This is a genomic window from Nonomuraea sediminis, from assembly GCF_018531495.1.
Lineage (GTDB): Bacteria > Actinomycetota > Actinomycetes > Streptosporangiales > Streptosporangiaceae > Nonomuraea > Nonomuraea sediminis.
On record NZ_JAHDTI010000004.1, the window covers coordinates 615,352 to 634,424 of the forward strand.

Sequence of the window (19,073 nt, forward strand, 5' to 3'; positions counted from 1 at the left end):
ATGCGGATGGTGAAGTTCCTCATCCTCGGGGTCGTGGACGCGCTGGCCGTCTACGGGCTCGTGGGGCTGGCGGGGCAGCGGGCCTGGTGGATGTTCGGCGTCCTGCTGGCCGGGGCGGTGGCGGTCAACGCCGTCTATCTCGGCAGGCGGGCCGTTCCCGCGAAGTACCTGGCGCCCGGCGTCGTGCTGCTGCTCGTCTACCAGGTGTATGTGGTGCTCTACACCGGTTACGCGGCCTTCACGAACTACGGTGACGGGCACAACGGGACGAAGGCGGACGCGGTGGCCGCGATCCTGGCCGGCAGTGAGATCCGGGTGCCCGGGCCCTCGGTGGCCATCCGCGTGGCCGCGCGTGACGGCGAGCTCGGATTCCTGGTGGACGGCGCGAGGGTCGGAACCCGTGCCGGGCTGGGGCCGGTCACGCCCGGCTGGCAGGCGCTGCCGTACGACCAGATCGTGGCACGGCAGGCGGAGATCGCGGCGCTGCGGGTGCCGCTGGACGGTGGCGGACTGCGGACGGCGGACGGGATCACGGCGGCGCGGTACCGGCCGACGATCACCTACCGCGACGGAGCCATGGTCGACGCGCACGGTGTGGTCTACCGCGACGACGGGCGGGGCGCCTTCGCGGCGGCGGACGGGCGGCGGCTGAGCCCCGGCTGGAAGGTGTTCGTCGGGCCGGAGAACTTCGCCTCGGTGCTGACCAGCGCCGAGATCCGCGGGCCTTTCCTGGGCGTGCTGGTGTGGACGTTCGCCTTCGCGGGGCTGTCGGTGGCGCTCAGCTTCGGCTTCGGGCTGGTGCTCGCGCTGGTGCTCGACGGGTTCCGGCTCTATCGGACGCTGCTGGTGCTGCCGTACGCGTTCCCCGCGTTCATGGCGGCGCTGCTGTGGCAGGGGTTGCTCAACCCCGACCACGGGTTCGTCAACCAGGTGCTGCTCGGCGGCGCGCACGTGCCGTGGCTCGGCGATCCGTGGCTGGCCAGGCTCAGCGTGCTGGCGGTCAACGTGTGGATCGGATTCCCGTACATGTTCCTCATCTGCACCGGGGCGCTGCAGGCGATTCCCGCCCCGCTGTCGGAGGCCGCGCGGGTGGACGGCGCGGGGCCGTGGCGGGTGCTGCGGAGCGTGAAGCTGCCGCTGCTCCTGGTCTCGACCGCGCCGGTGCTGGTCGCCACGTTCGCCTTCAACTTCAACAACTTCAACGTGATCTACATGCTGACCGGGGGAGGGCCGCGGGACGCGCGGGCGCCCATCGACGTGGGCGCGACGGACCTGCTGATCTCCCTGGTCTACAAGCTGGCCTTCGGCGGGTCGGCGCGCAACTACGGGCTGGCGTGCGCCGTGTCGATCCTGATCTTCGTGGTGATCGCGGTGGTGTCCCTCGCCGGGTTCCGGCGGGCCGCGCGGGTGGCGGCATGAGGGCTCTCAGGCACCTGATCGGCATGGCGGCCGTGGCCGTGGCGGTGTTCCCGCTGGTGTTCGTGGTGTCTGCGTCGCTGAATCCGCAAGGGACGCTGACCGGGTCGAACGCGCTCTTCTCCGAGATCTCCCTCGAGCACTACGTCACGCTCTTCCGCGACTCGCTGCACCCCTTTCCCCTCTGGTTCCTGAACTCGCTCGTGATCGGGCTGACGACCTCGGCCGGGTCGGTGTTCCTCGGGGTGTGCGCGGCGTACGCGTTCTCGCGGTTCCGCTTCCGCGGGCGGCGGGCGGGGCTCGTGGGGCTGGTCTTCGTGCAGCTGTTTCCCCAGGTCCTCGCCTACGTCGCGATATTTCTGCTCCTGTCCGCCTTCAAGGAGGTGTTTCCGCCGCTCGGGCTGGGGAGCCGGCTGGGGCTGGTCATGGTCTACCTCGGCGGCGCGCTCGGGGTGAACACGTACCTGATGAAGGGCTTCCTCGACTCGATCCCTCGCGAGCTCGACGAGTCCGCCCAGATCGACGGCGCCTCGCACGTCCGGATCTTCTTCCGGGTCCTGCTGCCGCTGGCGGCGCCCATCCTCGTCGTGGTGGCGCTGTTCTCCTTCGTGGCGACCATGAACGACTTCGTCATCGCCGGGCTCGTGCTCACCGACCCGGACCAGCAGACGCTCGCCGTGGGCCTCTACCAGCTCATCTCCTATCAGTTCGGGCAGAACTGGGGGGTGTTCGCCGCCGGTGCGCTGCTCGGCTCGCTGCCGGTGCTCGTCCTCTTCCAGTTCCTCCAGCGCTACATCGTCGGCGGGCTCACCTCCGGCGCGGTCAAGTCCTGAAGACCATGATCAGCAGGCGCTGGTAGCCCGCCGGGAGGGCGTTCTCGACGTGGACCCTGATCCGGTAGCGGCCCTTGCCCGCGTAGGCCAGGTCGGGGAGCTCCTCGCCGCCCATGAGGCTGCCGAAGACCAGGTGACCGGTGGGGCTCCGGTAGTCCAGTTCGACGACCCGGTCCCACCCCTTGCGCTCCATGGGCGGGCGGCGGGTGTACGTCTCGACGGTCGCGCAGGTCGTGGCGTCGGCGAACACCAGGATGATCGCATGCCCGGGCACGGCGGCGGCCACGCGGTTGCGCTGGGCCCGGTCCAGCACGTCGTCGGACGGCACCTCGTCGCCCTCGTACGCCTCGATGATCCCGTAGTCCGGCCACATCGTCCTGCGGACGACGGAGCGCGGCTTCACCAGGGGACGATGGGGCCGGGTGGCGCCGCACGCGCGCTCCTCGGACGCCTTCCACTCCCGGTACTCGCGATCCTTCGCGGCCTGCGTCCCGTCGATCTTCTTCTGGACCTCGGGGCAGGTGGCCGACAGGCCGTAGCCCATCTCCGTGACGTCCGGGTCGTCGCGCATGAACCGCCCGCAGAGCTCGGTCCCGTAGGCGAGCAGGGAGGCGTCGTTCTTGCGGGTGAACGCGGCTCTGTCCAGAGAACGGGCCCAGCACAGGTAGGCGGCCTGTCCTGTATCCCTCGCGCATTCGGTGTCGCGGATGGGCTTGCGGCCACGGGCCAGGTCGGCGCTGGTCAGCGCGGCCACTAGGACGAGGGGCGTCAGGAACACCGCGAGCCTGCGCGGCCACGCCGGGCGGGCCTGCCGTACGGCGAGCAGCATGAAGATCGCCGCCAGCGTGGGCGCCAGGGCGGGCAGCACGAAGAAGCTCACGCCGGGACCCCACATCCCCAGGCAGTCGCGGTCGACCACCAGGTCGACGGCGAGCCCGAGCGGCTGGCGACCGAACCACAGCAGCGGTGCGACCGTCAGCACGCGAACCGCCACGCGCCCCCAGCGGGGCCGCCCGAGCCTGGCGGAGAGCCAGACGGCGAGCAGGCCCGCGACGACCACCGGCAGGCCTCCGTAGTACAGCGGGAAGAGCCACGGGTAGACGGGGTAGGCGAGCAGTTCCACCTGCTCGTTGAGCTCAAGGCCTGGGCACTGCGCAAAGGCCGAGAACCACGCGAATCCCCCCTCACCCCGCAGGTAGCCGTAGGTCAGGCCCGCTGCGGAAGCGGCGATGGATAAGCCCCACCAGATCCATGATCTTCTGGTCATGTCGGGCAAGGTACAGGTATGGCGTGGGATATCTGAGTTAGGTAGCCTTTCTGGAGGTTTTCCTGGGCACTCGAGAGGCCAATGGAACGACTTGCTGACGACGAGCTCTCACGGCTGCTCCTGATCCGGTGCTTCGAGGGGAAGCTGCTCGACCTGTTCGGCCAGGGCGTGCTCAACGGCACCACCCACACCTGCCTCGGCCAGGAGTACGTCCCCGTCGCGCTGCGGCCGCTGCTCGGCCCGCACGACTGGGTGTTCAGCAACCACCGCGGGCACGGCCACTACCTGGCCAGGTTTGACGACCCCGAGGGGCTGCTTGCCGAGATCATGGGGCGCAAGGGCGCCGTGTGCGACGGCGTGGGCGGCAGCCAGCACCTGCGCCGCGACCGGTACCTGTCGACCGGCGTGCAGGGCGAGAGCCTGGCAGTGGCGGCGGGCGTCGCCTTACGCCTCAAACGCCGCGAACCCGGGCGGATCGCCTGCGTCTACATCGGCGACGGGACGTGGGGCGAGGGCGCCGTCTACGAGGCGCTCAACCTGATCGCGCTGTGGCGGCTGCCGGTCCTGGTCGTCGTCGAGAACAACGGCATCGCCCAGTCCACCCCCACGACGGCGCAGTTGGCGGGCACGATCGCGGCCAGGGCGGCGGCCTTCGGCATCCGGCACCAGCGCCTGGACACACCCGATGTCCCGGAGATCAGGGATGCGGCGGGGCCGCTGATCGAGGGCGTGCGCGCCTCGGAGCCCCTCGTGCTGGAGTTCGTCACCCACCGCGTCGGCCCGCACAGCAAGGGAGACGACACGAGAACCCCCGAGACGCTGGCCCAGGTGCGCGACTGGCACGCCGAGTATCCGGACCGTGACCAGCTGGCCCGCCTGGAGGCCCTGGCCAAGGAGCGGGTGGACGCCCTGGCCACGGAGGTGGCGGCCCGCCCGATGGCGACCTGGACGGCCGCGTGAGGGTCGGCGAGAACCTCAACGCCGCCCTGCACGGCCTGCTGTCCGACGACCCGTCCGTCCACGTCATGGGCGAGGACCTGCTCGACCCGTACGGCGGCGCCTTCAAGATCACCAGAGGCCTCTCGACCCGCTTCCCCGACCGGGTCCTGGCCACCCCGCTCAGCGAGGGCGCCATCGTCGGCGCCGCCTCGGGGCTCGCCCTGGCGGGCGACAAGGCGATCGTGGAGATCATGTTCGGCGACTTCGCCGCGCTGGCCTTCGACCAGATCGTGAACTTCGCCGCCAAGTCGGTCACCATGTACGGCTCGCGCGTCCCCATCCCGCTGGTCATCCGCTGCCCGTCAGGCGGCAACCGCGGCTACGGCCCCACCCACAGCCAGTCGCTGCAGAAGCACTTCATCGGCGTCCCCGGCCTGTCGCTGTATGAGATGTCGCCCTTCCATGACAACCGCGCCCTGCTCGACCGCATGCTCGCCACCGCCGCCCCCTGCCTGCTCTTCGAGGACAAGGTCCTCTACACCCGCCAGATGTACGGCGAGCCGGACGTGGACGAGCTGTTCACCTGGGACCTCGTCGCGGACGTGGCCCGAGTCTCCCTGGACGGCGAGGCCGACTACGCCCTGATCGCCCCCGGCGGCGTGGCGCACCGCGCGATCGCGGCCATGCGCATGCTGCTGCTCGACCACGACCTGGCCGGAACCCTGCTCGTGCCCTCCCGCCTGTACCCCTTCGACGTGGAGCCGCTGCTGCCGCTGCTGCGGGAGGCCGGGCTGGTGTGCGTCGCGGAGGAGGGCACGGCGGGCGGCACCTGGGGCTCGTATCTGGCCGCCGAGCTCCACCCCAGGCTGTGGGGTTCGCTCAGCCGCCCGATCAGCCTGGTCAGCTCGGCGGACAGTGTCATCCCCACCGCCGCCCACCTCGAACGCGACGTGCTGGTCCAGGCCGAGACGATCCGCGACGCCGTACTGGAGGGCCTGCGTGGGTGAGATCAGGGTGCCCAAGCTCAACACCAACGACGCCGAGTACACGCTGCTCGAGTGGCTGGCCGAGGACGGCGCCCGGGTGGAGCGCGACGACCCGGTGGCCACGGTCGAGACGTCCAAGACGGTGGAGGAGCTGGCCAGCCCCGAGCAGGGGATCCTGTCGCACGCCCTCGCCGAGGGGAAGGCGTGCGCCCCCGGCCAGGTGATCGCCTGGGTGGGGGACAGGGGCTCACCGCAGGAGAACACGCAGGCCGGCGCGGACGGCCCGATGATCACCGCGCCCGCCAGGGAGCTGCTCGACGAGCTCGGCCTCGACCCGGAGCTGGTGCGGGAGCTCGGGGTCAAGGTGGTGCGCCGGGCGGACGTGGAACGGCTGGCGGCCAGGGAGGGAGCCCCGGCGGCGCCCGGCGGGCAGGTGACACCCGGCCAGGTCCGGTCGCTCCCGAAGCACCAGCAGGCCGTGGCACGGACCGTCGCCCTGTCGCACCGGACCATCCCCGCCGGATATACCGCGATAAAGGTGGACGTGGGGGCGGCGCTGCAGCGGGCCCGTGACGTGACCAGGCGAGCCAGGAAGCTGGTCGGCCTGCCCGACCTGCTCGTCCGAGCCGTGGCCCACCTCCACGACGACTTCCCGCTGTTCTTCGCCCGCCTGGTCGACGACACCACGGCCGAGCTCGCCGAGCGGGCGCACGTGGGTGTGACCATCGACCTCGGCACCGGCCTCTACATCCCGGTGATCAAGGACGCGAGCGGGAAGGCGCTCGAGGAGGTCGCCGAGGAGCTGGCCGGGTTCCGGCGGCTCGCGCAGCACGGCGGGTTCAGGGAGGAGCACCTGTCCGGCGGCAACATCACCGTCACGCTGCACCACGACGCAGACATCGTGATGGCGATCCCGATCGTCTTCCCCGGCCAGGCGTGCGCGCTCGCGCTCACCTCGCCGCAGCGGGACGGAGACCGCACCGTGGCCGCGATCGGCCTGGCCTACGACCACCGCCTGCTCAACGGCAGGGACGTGGTGCTGTTCCTGCAGGCGCTGAAGGAACGGCTAGAGACGCCCGAGAGCCTGTAGCCCGACCAGGTCGTCGGGCAGCGCGTCCGGGCTGCCGTCGAGCACCCTGGGCAGCCGTGAGCGCAGCGCCACGATCGCCAGCACGGCCATCGCCACGGCGAACAGCACGTACATGAACCCGATCCCGCGCCCCGCGCCGGTGCCGATGACCGAACCCACGGTGGCGGCCAGCGGCCCGCCGGGAGCCAGCAGCGGGTCGAGGACGGCCGCGCCGTACGGGGCGACCAGGCCGAACCCGATCGGCAGCGTGGACCAGGCGATGAGCGTGTTGAGCGCGAACACCCGACCGTGGAACCGCTGCGGCACCTTGACCTGCACGATCGTGGCGTAGACGCCGTTCAGCAGCGTTACCCACAGGGACATGCCGAACGCCCCGACCCCGATCGTCACCAGATCGGCCCGCAGCCCGGTCACCAGCGAGAACGCGGCCAGCGCCAGCGTGCACCACAGCACGGCCCGCATCCGCCCGCCGCCGGGCCCGCCCCAGGCGGCCATCGCCAGCCCGCCGAGGAACACCCCGAGCCCGGAGGCGAAGGAGACCCGTCCCACGTCCGCCAGCGAGCCGAACGACAGCACCAGCGGCGAGATCATCAGGAACAGCGGCGAAAGGAACACGTTCAGCACCGCGAAGAAGACCAGCATCTGCCGGAACCCCTGGTCGCCCCAGGTGTAGCGGAACCCGGCGGCCATCTCGGCCAGCACCGGCTCCTTGCGCCGCCACGCCATCGAGGAGGGGAACCTGACCAGCGCCGTCACCGCGATCGCGAAGGCGTAGCTGGCCACGTCGAGCACCAGGATCCCCTCGAGCCCGATCACCGCCATGAGCCCGGCGGCCGCGAGCGGCACGATCAGCTGCGTCATCCCGGTGGCCATCTGCACCACGCCGTTGGCGTGCCCCAGGTAGCGCTTGGGCACGAGCTGCGGTACGGCCGAGCCGTACGCGAGCCGCTGGAAGGTGAGCGCGACGGACAGCAGCCCGAGCAGCGGATAGATCTCCCAGGTGTGCAGGTTGCCCGTCCACAGCAGCAGGCCGAGCCCGAGCTGGGTGGCGAGGGCCGCGACGTCCCCGGCGAGCATGACCGTGCGGCGGCTGGCCCGGTCGACGACCGCGCCCGCCAGCGGCGCCACCACCATGCCCGGCACGAGCGCGACCACGGCCAGCAGCGCGAACTGGGCGAGCGAGCCGGTGGTCAGGTAGATCCAGATCGGGATCGCGAACTCGGTCAGCGCGGAACCCAGGATCGACACCAGCTGCCCGGAGGCCACGGCCAGGAACCGCTTCATGCTGGGCTGCGGTCCGTCTGACACGGGCCGCTCGGCGTGCGACACGCCGTGCAGCCGCCACGTGTCCCCGCCCGGCTTGGAGTCCAGGTTCAGGTGAGTCGTGGTGACGATCTCGGCCAGCTCCGCCGCCCGATATTTCAGGAAGAAGTGTCCGGCCTCGTCCAGCTCGACCACGGCGGCCGTCGGGCTGAGGAAGTGCCACTCCCGGTAGCGCTCCTGGAAGTAGTCGGTGGCCGGGTCACGCTCGCCCGCGACGCCGATGACCGGCGCGCGCAGGCGTTCGACGCCGTTGCTGAAGAGCCCGGTGAAGTACTCCTCGGCCGCCTGGCTGTCGCGGCGCATGTTGCGGATGATCTGCCTGGCCTGCCCGGGCTCGAGGTCGGCCATGTCGACGCCCATCGAGGTCAGCCAGTTGGCGTAGCCGCGGTCGCCGCGCATCCGCTCGCTCAGCCGGGACAGCAGCGCGCCCCGCGGCCGGGCGAACGGGAAGATCGCCCCGATGTAGACCGCGTCCAGCTCCCTGCCCGCGGCCTCCAGGCGGCGGGCGATCGCCACGGTCAGCGCCGAGCCGACGCCGCAGTGCCCGTACAGCGCGAGCGGGCCCTCGACCTTGGCCAGGATCTCCTCCACGCACCTGGCCGCCACCTCCTCCAGCGGCAGGTGCTCCTCGTCCAGCCCCACGTCGTGCCCGGGGATAGCCACCGCCCACAGCGCGTGCGTCTCGGGCAGCGCGTCGGCCAGCGGCTGGTAGACGATCGCGCTGCCGCCGCCGTACGGCACGCACACGTAGGTGAGCTCGGGCGCCCTGGTACGGCGGGCCGTCAGCTCGTGGACCAGCCCCCGGTCGGCCGTCGCCGTGCCGTCGAGGAGCGCGGCCTGCTCCCTGATCGTGGGGTGCTTGAACAGGTCGATGACCGCGATCGGCCCCAGCTTGCGGAGCTTGGCCACGACCTTGATGGCCAGCAGCGAGTGGCCGCCGGAGGCGAAGAAGTCGTCGTCGATCCCGCACGCCCGGCCGAGCACCTCCTCCCAGGCGGCGGCCACCAGCCGTTGGGTCTCGGTCTCGGGCTCCGCCCCGATCGGCTCGGCGGCGGCCTCGGGGGCGGGCAGACGGAGACGGTCGACCTTGCCGTTGGCCGACAGCGGGAGCCGCTCCAGCGGGACGAAAACGGCCGGAACCATGTAGGCGGGCAGGGCCTCGGCCAGGCAGGCGCGCAGCTCGGCGGGGTCCGCGTCGCCGACGACGTAGGCGACCAGGGAGTCCTCGTGCTTGGTGACCACGGCCTCGGCGACCTGGGGGTGGCGGGTCAGGTGGGCCTCGATCTCGCCCAGCTCGATGCGGTAGCCGCGGATCTTCACCTGGAAGTCGGCGCGGCCGAGGATGTCCAGCGTGCCGTCGGGGCGGTAGCGGCCCAGGTCGCCGGTCCGGTAGAGGCGCTCGCCGTGGCGGGTGACGAACGACCGCGCGGTCCTGTCCGGGTCGCGCCAGTAGCCGTCGGCGACGCAGATCCCGCCCGCGTAGAGCTCGCCGGGCACGCCCACCGGCACGTCGCACAGGCCCGCGTCCAGGACGTGCGCGCTCTGGTTGGCCAGCGGCCTGCCGTACGGGATGGACTGCCAGGACGGGTCGACCTCGCCGATCGGGTGGTGGACGGACCAGATCGAGGTCTCGGTGGGGCCGCCGAGCGAGATGACCTCGGCGTGCGGGGCCAGGGCGCGGATGCGGCCGGGGAGCGTGAGCGGGATCCAGTCGCCCGACAGCATGACCAGGCGGAGCGAGGTGAGGTCGGCGCCCTCGGACTCGGCGTGGTCGACCAGCAGCTCCATCAGGGCCGGGACCGAGTTCCACACCGTGATGCGGTGCTCCTCCACGGCCCTGGCCCAGGCGGCGGGGTCCTTGTCGGCCGCCGGGTCGTTCATGACCAGGGTGGCTCCGGCGGCCAGCGAGCCGAACACGTCGTAGACGGACAGGTCGAAGCTCAGGGCGGCCAGGGCGAGGAAGCGGTCTCCTGGGCCGACGCCGAAGCGGCGGTTGCAGTCGCGGATGGTGTTCAGCACCGCCCGGTGCGGGACCATCACACCCTTGGGGGTGCCGGTGGATCCCGAGGTGAACAGCACGTACGCCAGATCCTCCGGACGCGACCCGCCGGAGATCTCGCCCGGGGAATCCTGACCGGTGACGGCGATGCGGGTGAGGCCGTCCGGCCAGTCGAGCTCGCCGTCGAGCCGGGGCTGGGTGAGGGCGATCCGGCACTCGCCGAGCGCGAGCAGCTCGTCCCTGCGCTGCGCGGGCAGCCCGGCGTCGATCGGCAGGTACGCGGCTCCCGCCTTGTGCACCGCCAGCGCGGCGACGATCTGCTCCCAGCCGCGCTCCATGACGATCGCGACCAGCTCGCCGGGATCATCGCCCAGCCGGGCCGCCACGGCGCTCGCCAGCCGGTCGAGCTCGCCGTACGACAGCTCGCCGCCAGGATGGACCACGGCGGGAGAGCTCGGCGCGGCGGCGGCCCGCTCCTCGAACGGCTCGTGCAGGCACCGCGGCGGGCCCAGGTCGAACGCCGTGTCGTTCCAGCGCTCGCGCTCGGCGCGTTCCTGCGGCGTGAGGATCTCGATCCCCGAGACGGGCGCGTCCGGGTCGGCCACCACGCCCGCGAGCAGCGTCGCCAGGTGCCCGCCGAGCCGCTCGACGCGCTCCCTGTCGAACAGCGCGGTGTTGTAGACGACCAGGAACGAGCCGTCGCCGCCGGTGTACAGCTCCAGGTCGAAGCGCGTGGCCCAGCTCCGCAGCTCGAAGGCCGCCACCCCGTCGGGTTCGCCCGCGTAGTTCTGCATCGCGAACAGCACCTGGGACAGCGGCGACCGCGACACGTCGCGCGGCACGTTCAGCTCCGACACCAGCCGCTCGAACGGCAGCTCCTGGTGCGCGTAGGCGTCCACCGCCGTCTCGCGCACCCGCTCGAGCAGCCGCGCGAACGTCGGATCGCCCGACAGGTCCACCCGCATCGCCAGCATGTTGACGAAGCACCCGACCAGCCCGTCCAGCTCGGCCGGCCCGCGCCCGGCCACCGGCGTCCCCACGGCCACGTCATCCTGCCCCGCGTACCGGCCGAGCAGCGCCGCCACGCCCGCGAGCAGCACCATGTACGGCGTGGCCGCATGCGCGTCCGCCAGCCGCGCCAGCCCCTCGGTCACGTGGCCGGGGAGCGTGAAGGAGCAGGCGGCGCCGTGATGCGTCTGCTCCGGCGGGCGCGGCCTGTCGGCGGGCAGCTCCAGGGGCGCGAGCCCGGCCAGCCGTTCCCGCCAGTACGCCACGTCGCCCGCCGCCTCGGGCCTGGCGCGCTGCCACGCGGCGAAGTCGCCGTACGACACCGGCAGGCCGGGCAGCGGCTCGCCCGCGCAGGCGGCCAGCACCTCGCGCATCAGCACCCCGGTCGACCAGCCGTCGGCGGCGACGTGGTGGACGGCGAGCGCGAGCACCGGGTCCGCGTCCGCCTGCCGTACCAGCAGCGCCTTGAGCAGCGGGCCCGTGGCCAGGTCGAACGGCTCGGCCAGGAACGCGTCGACCAGGCCGCTCGCCTCGTCGTCGTCCGCCGCGTCCGCCGTCGTCAGGGGTACGGCGATCGCGTCCGCGAGCTCCATGGCGGGGCGGCCGTCGTCCGTGGCGGGGAAGCGGGCGCGCAGCGGCTCGTGCCGGTTCGCCACGGCGTTCAGGGCCGAGGCCAGGGCGTCCTCGGTCACCGGGGAGCGCAGGCGGCGGACGTAGGGGATCGTGTAGGCGGCGTTGCCCGGGGTGTACTGCTCCATGAACCACAGCCGCTCCTGCGCGAACGACAGCGGCGGCGACTCGCCCTCGGGCAGGCGGGGGATCGTGGGACCGGTTCGCCGCTTGCGCAGCCGGCGGCTCAGCAGCTCCCGCTGCGCCTGGCTCAGCTCGGTCACGCCGGATCCTCCTGGTTCAGCAACGCCTGAGCCTCCTCGTCCGAGAGGGCGGACAGCTCGGCGACCAGGGCCTCCTCGACGGCGGTCGCCAGGTCGGCCATCGTGCGGCGGGCGAACAGGGTGCGGATCGGCAGGTCGATCCCGGCGATCGCGCGCAGGCGGGCGGCGACCCTGACCGCCAGCAGGGAGTGGCCGCCGAGCGCGAAGAAGTCGTCGAACGCCCCGACCTTCTCGGCGCCGAGCACCTCCTCCCACACCTCGGCCACCAGCTCCTCGGCCTCCGTGCGGGGCGGGGTGTCGCCCGTGCCCTCCTGCCGTCCGGGCTCGGGGAGCGCGGCCCTGTCCACCTTGCCGTTGGGGGTGAGGGGGAGGGCGTCGAGCGTGACCCAGTGGCTGGGGACCAGGTGGGGCGGTAACCGTTCGGCCAGGTAGGCGGGCAGGTCGTCGGCCTCGCCCACGGTGTAGGCGATCAGCTCGCCGTCCCCGGCCCTGACCGCGGCCTGCCGTACCTCGGGGTGGGTGAGCAGGCAGTGCTCGATCTCGCCCGGCTCCACGCGGAAGCCGCGCACCTTCACCTGGTCGTCCAGGCGGCCGAGGAACTCCAGTTGCCCGTCAGGGAGGAGCCTGACCCTGTCACCGGTCCTGAAATATCCGTCGATGAAGCGCTCAGCGGTCAGGTCCGGGCGGCCCACGTAGCCGCGGGCGACCCCCGCACCGCCGATGTACAGCTCACCCGGCACACCCGGCGGAACGGGCAGCCCGCGAGGGTCGAGCACCCGCACGGTGGTCGAGTCGATCGGCCGTCCGATCGGCGGAGTCGTGCCCGTCCAGCCGGTGACGTCGCAGGCCGTGGCGACGATCGTGGTCTCGGTGGGGCCGTAGGTGTTGACCACGCGGACCCGGTCGCCGAAGCGCGCCTGCCAGCGGGCCAGGGCGGAGGCGTGCAGCTGCTCGCCGCCCAGGATCACCAGGCGGAGCGCCCGCGGCCAGGCGATGTCGTCGACCAGGTCGGCGAGCTGGTGGAAGTAGGCCGTCGGCAGGTCGAGCACGGTGACGGCCGGGTCGGCCGCCAGCAGGTCGGGCAGCGTGGCGCCGCCGTCGGGCAGCAGCACCACGGTCGCTCCCGCCGCCAGCGCCGGGTGGATCTCCTCGGCGTGGGTGTCGAAGCTCAACGACGCCAGCTGCACGATCCGGTCGCCGGGCCGCAGGCCGTACTCCTCCCGCATCCACCGCACCCGCGCGGCCAGCCCCTGGTGCGTGACCTCCACTCCCTTGGGCGTCCCTGTCGAGCCCGAGGTGTAGATGACGTACGCGGTCCCGTCGCCCACGCGCGAGGTCCGCCCGGTGGGCTCCACGGTGAGCCCGGCCACGACCTCGGCTCCCGAGTCGGCCACCAGGTGGTCGAGCCGCCCGGCAGGGTACGCGGGATCGAGCGGCAGGTAACCGGCGCCGATCCGCCAGGCGGCGAGCATCGCCACCACGGCCTCGACGGACCGTCCGGCGCGCACCCCCACGAGCCGGGCAGGCGGCAGCTCGGCGGCCAGGGCCTGGACGCGCCGCTCCAGGTCCGCGTAGGTGACCTCCTCGTCGCCGCAGACCAGGGCCACCCGATCGGGATGGGCGGCGGTGGCCTCGGCGATCCCATCAGCCACAGACCCCGAAATTTCCGGAAATGTCGCCTTCTCCGACCCCGCGACCAGCGCCGAGTCCTCCGCCGTCAGTACCGGCAGCGAGGAGATGCGGGCCTGGCCCCGCGAGGGATCCGCCAGGGCCTCGAGCAGGACCCGGTACCGCTCCGCCAGCCGTACGACCGTGGTGTGGTCGAAGAGGCCCGCGTCGTAGCCGAAGGCCAGCCGGAGCCGGCCGGGCGCCCGCCACGCCTCCAGGATCAGGTCGAACTTGGCCTGGACGTATCCGTCGTCGAAATAGGACATCTCCAGATCGCCGAGCGAGTCCTGGTCCCCTTCCGCGCCCTGGCTGTTCAGCGTGAGCATGGTCTGGAACATCGGCCTGCGGCTGATGTCCCGTTCGGTCCCCAGCAGCTCCTCGAACGGCACGTCCTGGTGCGCCATCGCCCCCAGCACGACCCCGCGCGTCCGCAGCAGCAGCTCCTCGAGCGTCGGGTCCCCCGACAGGTCGCCGCGCAGCACGACCGTGTTGCTCAGGTAGCCGACCACCGGCTCGAGCTCCACCCTGTCGCGCCCGGCAGTGGGCGAGCCGACCAGCAGGTCGTCCTGCCCGGTGTGCCGCGCGAGCAGCACCTGGTAGGCGGCCAGCAGCACCATGAACAGCGTCACCCGCTGCCGCCTGGCCACCTTGTCCAGCGCGGCGGCCAGGTCCGCGGGCAGCTCGAGCACGTGCGAGCCGCCGCGCGTGGGCCCCGGCCGGTGCGGCCTGTCGGTGTGCAGCCGCAGCGTCGGCGGATCGGCCAGCCGGTCCCGCCAGTACTCCAGGTCCTTGGGCCGCTGCCGCTGCCACCTGGCGACGTCACCGTGCTGTACGGCAAGCGGCGGCAGCTCGCCGCCACGATAGAGCGCGGCGAGATCGTCGAGGAAGACGGTGATCGACCACCCGTCGGCCACGATGTGATGCAGCACCACGCACAGCACGTGGTCGTCGTCGCCCAGCCGGACCACCGCGGCCCGCACCGGCGGCGCGACCCCCAGCTCGAACGGCGCGTTCGTGCGCTCGGCCACCAGGCGCCGCGCCTGCTCCTCGCCGCCCGCCTCGAGCCACTCGATGCCGCCCCCGGCGAACCCGGAGGGCCCCGACGGCGGCTCGACCACGGCGATGGGCCGGCCGTCCACCTCGGGGAAGCGGGTGCGCAACGACTCGTGCCTGGCCTGCAGGCCCGTCAGGGCGTCCGTGAGCGCCCGCCGGGAGAGCGGTCCCCGCAGGCGGCGGACGATGTACATGTTGTACGAGGCGTCCCCGGGGTCCAGCCGGTGCAGGAACCACAGGCGCTCCTGCGCGGGCGACAGCGGCGGGTTCGTGCCGGGCGGCCGCGGCGTGGGCCCCCCGGGCGAGACGTCGGGCAGGGCCGACACGGCCGAGGCGAGCCCCGCCACGGTCGGATGCATGAACAGCGTCCTGAGCGGCACGACCTTGCCCAGCGCGGCCAGCCGGGCGATCACCTGGGTGGCCAGCAGCGAATGACCGCCGAGCGCGAAGAAGTCGTCGTCCGCGCCCACCGCGTCCACCTTGAGCGTGGCCGCGAAGATCTCGGCGACCCGGCGCTCCTCCTCGGTCTCCGGCGGGCGTCCACGCCCCGGGGAGGGCCGGTCGGGCTGGGGGAGGGCGGCCCGGTCGAGCTTGCCGTTCGGCGTCATGGGCAGCGCCTCGACGGGGACCACCACGGTGGGCAGCATGTAGGCGGGCAGCTGCGCCGCGGCGCGCTCCAGCAGGCCGGGCGGGTCGCCGACGACGTAGGCGACCAGGTCGTCGCCCCGCGCCAGCACGGCGGCGGCCGACACCCCGGGATGCTCCTGGAGCACGGCCTCGATCTCGCCCAGCTCGATCCGGTGCCCGCGCAGCTTGATCTGGCCGTCGGTGCGCCCGAGGAACTCCAGCGTCCCGTCGGCCAGCCACCGCACCCGGTCCCCTGTCCGGTACCAGCCGTCCACGAACCGTTCGGCCGTCAGCTCGGGCCGTCCCAGGTACCCCAGGGCCACTCCCGCCCCGCCGATGACGAGTTCACCTGCCACTCCGATGGGCGAGGAGAGCCGGATCAGGGTGTTGGGCAGGGGGCGGCCGATCGAGACGCGCTCGGGGTCGGCGGGGACCTCCCAGGCGGTCGACCAGATCGTCGTCTCGGTGGGCCCGTACATGTTGAACAGCCGCGAGACCCGCGCCCGCAGCCGCCGCGCCAGCGGCAGGGACAGCGCCTCGCCCCCGGCCAGCGCGACCAGCCCGGCCGGGTCGAGCCCGCCGTCCAGCAGCATGGTCCAGCCCGACGGCGTGGCCTGCACGTGCGTCACGCCGCCGCGCGCGATGAGCCCCGCCAGCGCCGTGCCGTCGCGGGCCGTCTCGTCGTCGGCCAGGACCAGCCGCCCGCCCGTGACCAGCGGCAGGTAGAGCTCGAGCGCCGCGATGTCGAACGACAGCGACGTGCTGCCCAGCCACGCGTCGTCGGCGCCGGACCCGAGCAGGTCACCCACCCCGCACACCAGGTTGGTCAGCGCGGAGTGCGGCACCACGACGCCCTTCGGCTTGCCCGTCGAGCCCGAGGTGTAGAGCACGTACGCCGCCCGCACGCCCGGCGGGTCCCCGCGCCGCTCCACGCCCGACGGGGAGACCACCAGGTCCGCACCGGAGTCCGCGAGCACGTACGACACCCGGTCGGGCGGCAGCGCCGGGTCGATCGGCAGGTAGGCCGCCCCGGTCAGCATCACCCCGAGCAGGACCCCGGGCAGCTCCACCGACCTGGGCAGCCGCAGCGCCACCACCGACCCTGGCCCCGCGCCCTCGGCCGACAGCTCCGCGGCCACCTGACTGGCCTGCTCGGCCAGCTCGCCGTACGACAGCCACTGCTCACCGCACCGCACGGCGACCACGGCGGGGCGCTGCTCGGCCTGCCGCAGCACCAGCTCGGCCACGTTCGCCTCAGGCACGGCAAGCGGCGTCCCCTGCCGGCCGTCCATCAGGTCCCGCTCCGCTGCGGGGAGCAGGTCCAGCCGCGACACAGGCCTGTCCGGGTCCGCCACGACCGCGCCGAGCAGGGTCTGGAAGCGGGCCGCCAGCCGGGCGACCGAGTCGCGGTCGAAGAGCTCGGCGGCGTAGTAGAACGCGCCGAGCAGCCCGCCGTCGCGCGGCCACAGATCCAGCCGCAGGTCGACCATGGCCGGGGGAATGCCGTGCGGGAACGGCTCGCTGGCCAGCCCCGCGAACGTCGCGGCCTCGCCGTACCCGGCCGCGGAGGTGTGCAGCGCCAGCATCGCCTGATAGAGCGGCGTGCGGCTCAGGTCGCGCTCGATGTCGAGCGCCGACAGCACCCGCTCGATCGGCACCTCGCCGCGCGACAGCCCCGCCGTGACGACCTTGCGGGTACGGCGCAGCAGTTCCGTGAACGAGGGATCGCCGGAAAGGTCACCGCGCAGCGCCAGCGTCGAGGCGAACAGCCCCACCATCGGCTCCAGCTCGAGCCGGTCACGGCCCGCGGTGGGCACGCCGACCACCACGTCGTCCTGCCCGCTGTGCCGGGCCAGCAGCACCTGATAGGCGGCAAGCAGCACCATGAACGGCGTGCACCGCTCGGCCCTGGCCAGCGCCGACAGCCGCTCGACCAGCGGCGCGTCCAGCTGGAAACCCACCTCGCCGCCCGAGCTGCCGCGCCTGGCGGGCCGCGGCCTGTCGGTGGGCAGCTCAAGCGTGGCCGCGCCCGCCAGCGCCGTCACCCACGGCGACACGTCGGCCTCGACCGCGCGCTGCCGGGCGGCGTGCTCGGCGTAGGTCAGCGGCAGCGGGGCGAGCTCGTCCCGCGTGCCCTCGTAGCAGCGGGCCAGATCGTCCATGATCACGTTCAGTGACCAGCCGTCGGCGATGATGTGGTGCAGCACCAGGCAGAGCACGTGGTCGTCGTCGCCCAGCCTGACCAGTGTGACCCGCAGCGGCGGCGCCTCGGCCAGGTCGAAGGGCGTGTGCGTGCGCACGGCCAGCAGCCGCTCGGCCTCCTCGGGCGAGGCGTCGACCCGCTCGACGGGCACCGGACCCGGCGGGTCGACCACGGCCGAGGGCAGGCCGTCCACGTCGGGGAAGCGGGTGCGCAGCTGCTCGTGCCTGGCCACCACGTCACCCAGCGCCCGCGTGAGCGCGGGGACGTCGAGCGGGCCGCGCAGCCGGCGCACCACCGCGACCCGGTAGGCGGGATCGGCCGGGTCGAGCCGGTGCAGGAACCAGAGCCGTTCCTGGCCGTAGGAGATCATGCGCGCAGCTCGCTGACGGCGGCGGCCACGCCGGTGACCGTCGGGTCGTCGAGGAACACGTCGAACGGCACCTCCACGCCCAGCCGCTTGCGGATCCTGGCGCCGATCTGGGTGATGGTGAGCGAGTGGCCGCCCAGGTCGTACAGGTCCTCGTCCAGGCCGAGCTCGTCGAGCCGCAGCACCTCCATCCAGATCTGCCGCACCTGCTCGACCACTTCCGGGTCGACCCCGTCCCTGGCGCAGGCCTGCGCTACCGCCGGGGTCTCGGAGGCGACGGCGGTCACGGCGCGCGGCACCTGGTCCGGGTCGGCCGCCAGCACCTCGCGCAGGTCGGCGGCCACCCGTTGGACCGCCGCGCGGCCGAGCACGTCCGGGTTGTACTGGATGCTCACCCGGAGCCCGTCTGCGGAGTCCACCGCCAGCAGGTTGAGCACGCTGCGGACCGCGCTGCTCGCGAGCTGCCAGTCGGCGTGGAACGCCAGCCCGGGGAACTCGGGATCCGGGGCGCGCCGCCGGTAGCTGACCGACACCGGTGCGAGCGAGGCTCGCGGCCTGATCCCGCCGACCGCCCGCGCCGGCGGCACGTCGCGGAAGGCGTTCACCTCCCGCACCCGCGCCCGCAGCTCGGTCGCCAGCTCCCGCAGCGTCTGCCCGGGAGCGGAGTAGAAGGGCAGCTCGGTGGCGAACATGCCGATGTCGTCGCGGGTCCGCTCGTCCCTGGTGGACATGGCCACCGCCACGGCCGCCTCGGCGTTGCCGTACCTGTGGAGCAGCGCGTGCACCCCCGCCAGGAACACCTCGAACCTGGTGAGTTCCGCCAGGCCGGGCAGGTCGAGCGTGACCTCCACCGTCTCCGGGTTGCCGGTCCGCGGCGCCACCGGCTGCCCGTCGATCACCACGGCGGGGCTCTCCCGCCAGTGCTCCTTCCAGTACGTGACGGCATCGGGCGGGATCGGGGCGGCCTGGCCGTACGGCATGGGCCGCGGCGTGAGCGTGGCACCCGCGTAGGCCCGGGCGAGGTCGGCGACCAGCAGGTCCTTGGAGACCCCGTCGAAGACCAGGTGGTGGGCGACGAACAGCAGCCGGTGCCTGGTTGGGGAGACGCGGGTGAGCGTGAAGCGGGCCAGCGGCCCGCGCGCCACGTCGAAGGGCCCGTCGTCCGCCACGAGCCCGGCGGCCGGCGGGTCGGCGGCGGGCACGATGTGCAGGTCGCCGTCGCGCTCCTCGAAGGCGGAACGCAGGATCGGGTGCCTGGCCAGGACCGCCTCGCACGCGGCCAGCATCGCCGGCTCGTCCAGCGGGCCGTCGAACCACAGGGCGAAGGGCATGTGGTAGCCGGTGCCGTGCATCACCTCGGTGATCCACATCCCGTGCTGCGCCTGCGACGCCAGGACCATG

Annotated in this window: 9 protein-coding genes; 5 read left to right on the top strand and 4 right to left on the bottom strand. The window is 73.0% G+C overall.

Features of this window, described 5'->3' with window-relative positions; translation table 11 throughout:
- Positions 1-1,419 carry an ABC transporter permease subunit gene (locus KIK09_RS22770; RefSeq protein WP_214321290.1) on the top strand — a complete coding sequence of 473 codons (1,419 nt, stop codon included), beginning with the start codon at positions 1-3 and terminating at the stop codon, positions 1,417-1,419.
- Positions 1,416-2,249 (top strand): sugar ABC transporter permease, encoded by an 834-nt coding sequence (locus tag KIK09_RS22775; RefSeq protein ID WP_214321291.1) that lies wholly within the window; start codon positions 1,416-1,418, stop codon positions 2,247-2,249. Before KIK09_RS22770 ends, KIK09_RS22775 begins: the two co-directional genes overlap by 4 nt.
- On the opposite strand, the gene KIK09_RS22780 is transcribed toward KIK09_RS22775, so the two are convergent.
- Positions 2,239-3,516, bottom strand: coding sequence for a hypothetical protein (locus tag KIK09_RS22780; protein ID WP_214321292.1), 1,278 nt, complete (start codon positions 3,514-3,516; stop codon positions 2,239-2,241). The two genes, KIK09_RS22775 and KIK09_RS22780, sit on opposite strands and share 11 nt — an antisense overlap.
- 81 nt (positions 3,517-3,597) lie before the next feature.
- On the opposite strand from KIK09_RS22780, the gene KIK09_RS22785 reads away from it, so the two are divergent.
- The 3 genes from KIK09_RS22785 to KIK09_RS22795 are packed head-to-tail and all read left to right on the top strand — an operon-like array spanning position 3,598 to position 6,531.
- Complete coding sequence (locus KIK09_RS22785) at positions 3,598-4,476, top strand: thiamine pyrophosphate-dependent dehydrogenase E1 component subunit alpha (protein ID WP_214321293.1); 879 nt, start codon at positions 3,598-3,600, stop codon at positions 4,474-4,476.
- Positions 4,473-5,462 carry an alpha-ketoacid dehydrogenase subunit beta gene (locus KIK09_RS22790; protein WP_214321294.1) on the top strand — a complete coding sequence of 330 codons (990 nt, stop codon included), beginning with the start codon at positions 4,473-4,475 and terminating at the stop codon, positions 5,460-5,462. Before KIK09_RS22785 ends, KIK09_RS22790 begins: the two co-directional genes overlap by 4 nt.
- Positions 5,455-6,531: a 2-oxo acid dehydrogenase subunit E2 gene (locus KIK09_RS22795; protein ID WP_214321295.1), complete on the top strand. Its 1,077-nt coding sequence runs from the start codon at positions 5,455-5,457 to the stop codon at positions 6,529-6,531. Before KIK09_RS22790 ends, KIK09_RS22795 begins: the two co-directional genes overlap by 8 nt.
- On the opposite strand, the gene KIK09_RS22800 is transcribed toward KIK09_RS22795, so the two are convergent.
- The 3 genes from KIK09_RS22800 to KIK09_RS22810 are packed head-to-tail and all read right to left on the bottom strand — an operon-like array spanning position 6,508 to position 19,072.
- Positions 6,508-11,754, bottom strand: a complete 5,247-nt coding sequence (locus KIK09_RS22800; RefSeq protein ID WP_214321296.1) for a non-ribosomal peptide synthetase/MFS transporter — start codon at positions 11,752-11,754, stop codon at positions 6,508-6,510. The genes KIK09_RS22795 and KIK09_RS22800 overlap by 24 nt on opposite strands.
- Entirely contained in the window at positions 11,751-17,675 is a 5,925-nt protein-coding gene (locus KIK09_RS22805) for a non-ribosomal peptide synthetase (protein ID WP_214321297.1), read from the bottom strand. The genes KIK09_RS22800 and KIK09_RS22805 overlap by 4 nt, the downstream gene beginning before the upstream one ends.
- On the bottom strand, positions 17,672-19,072 hold the full coding sequence (locus tag KIK09_RS22810; RefSeq protein ID WP_214321298.1) for a condensation domain-containing protein: 1,401 nt from the start codon (positions 19,070-19,072) through the stop codon (positions 17,672-17,674). Before KIK09_RS22810 ends, KIK09_RS22805 begins: the two co-directional genes overlap by 4 nt.
- Position 19,073 lies beyond the last annotated feature (1 nt).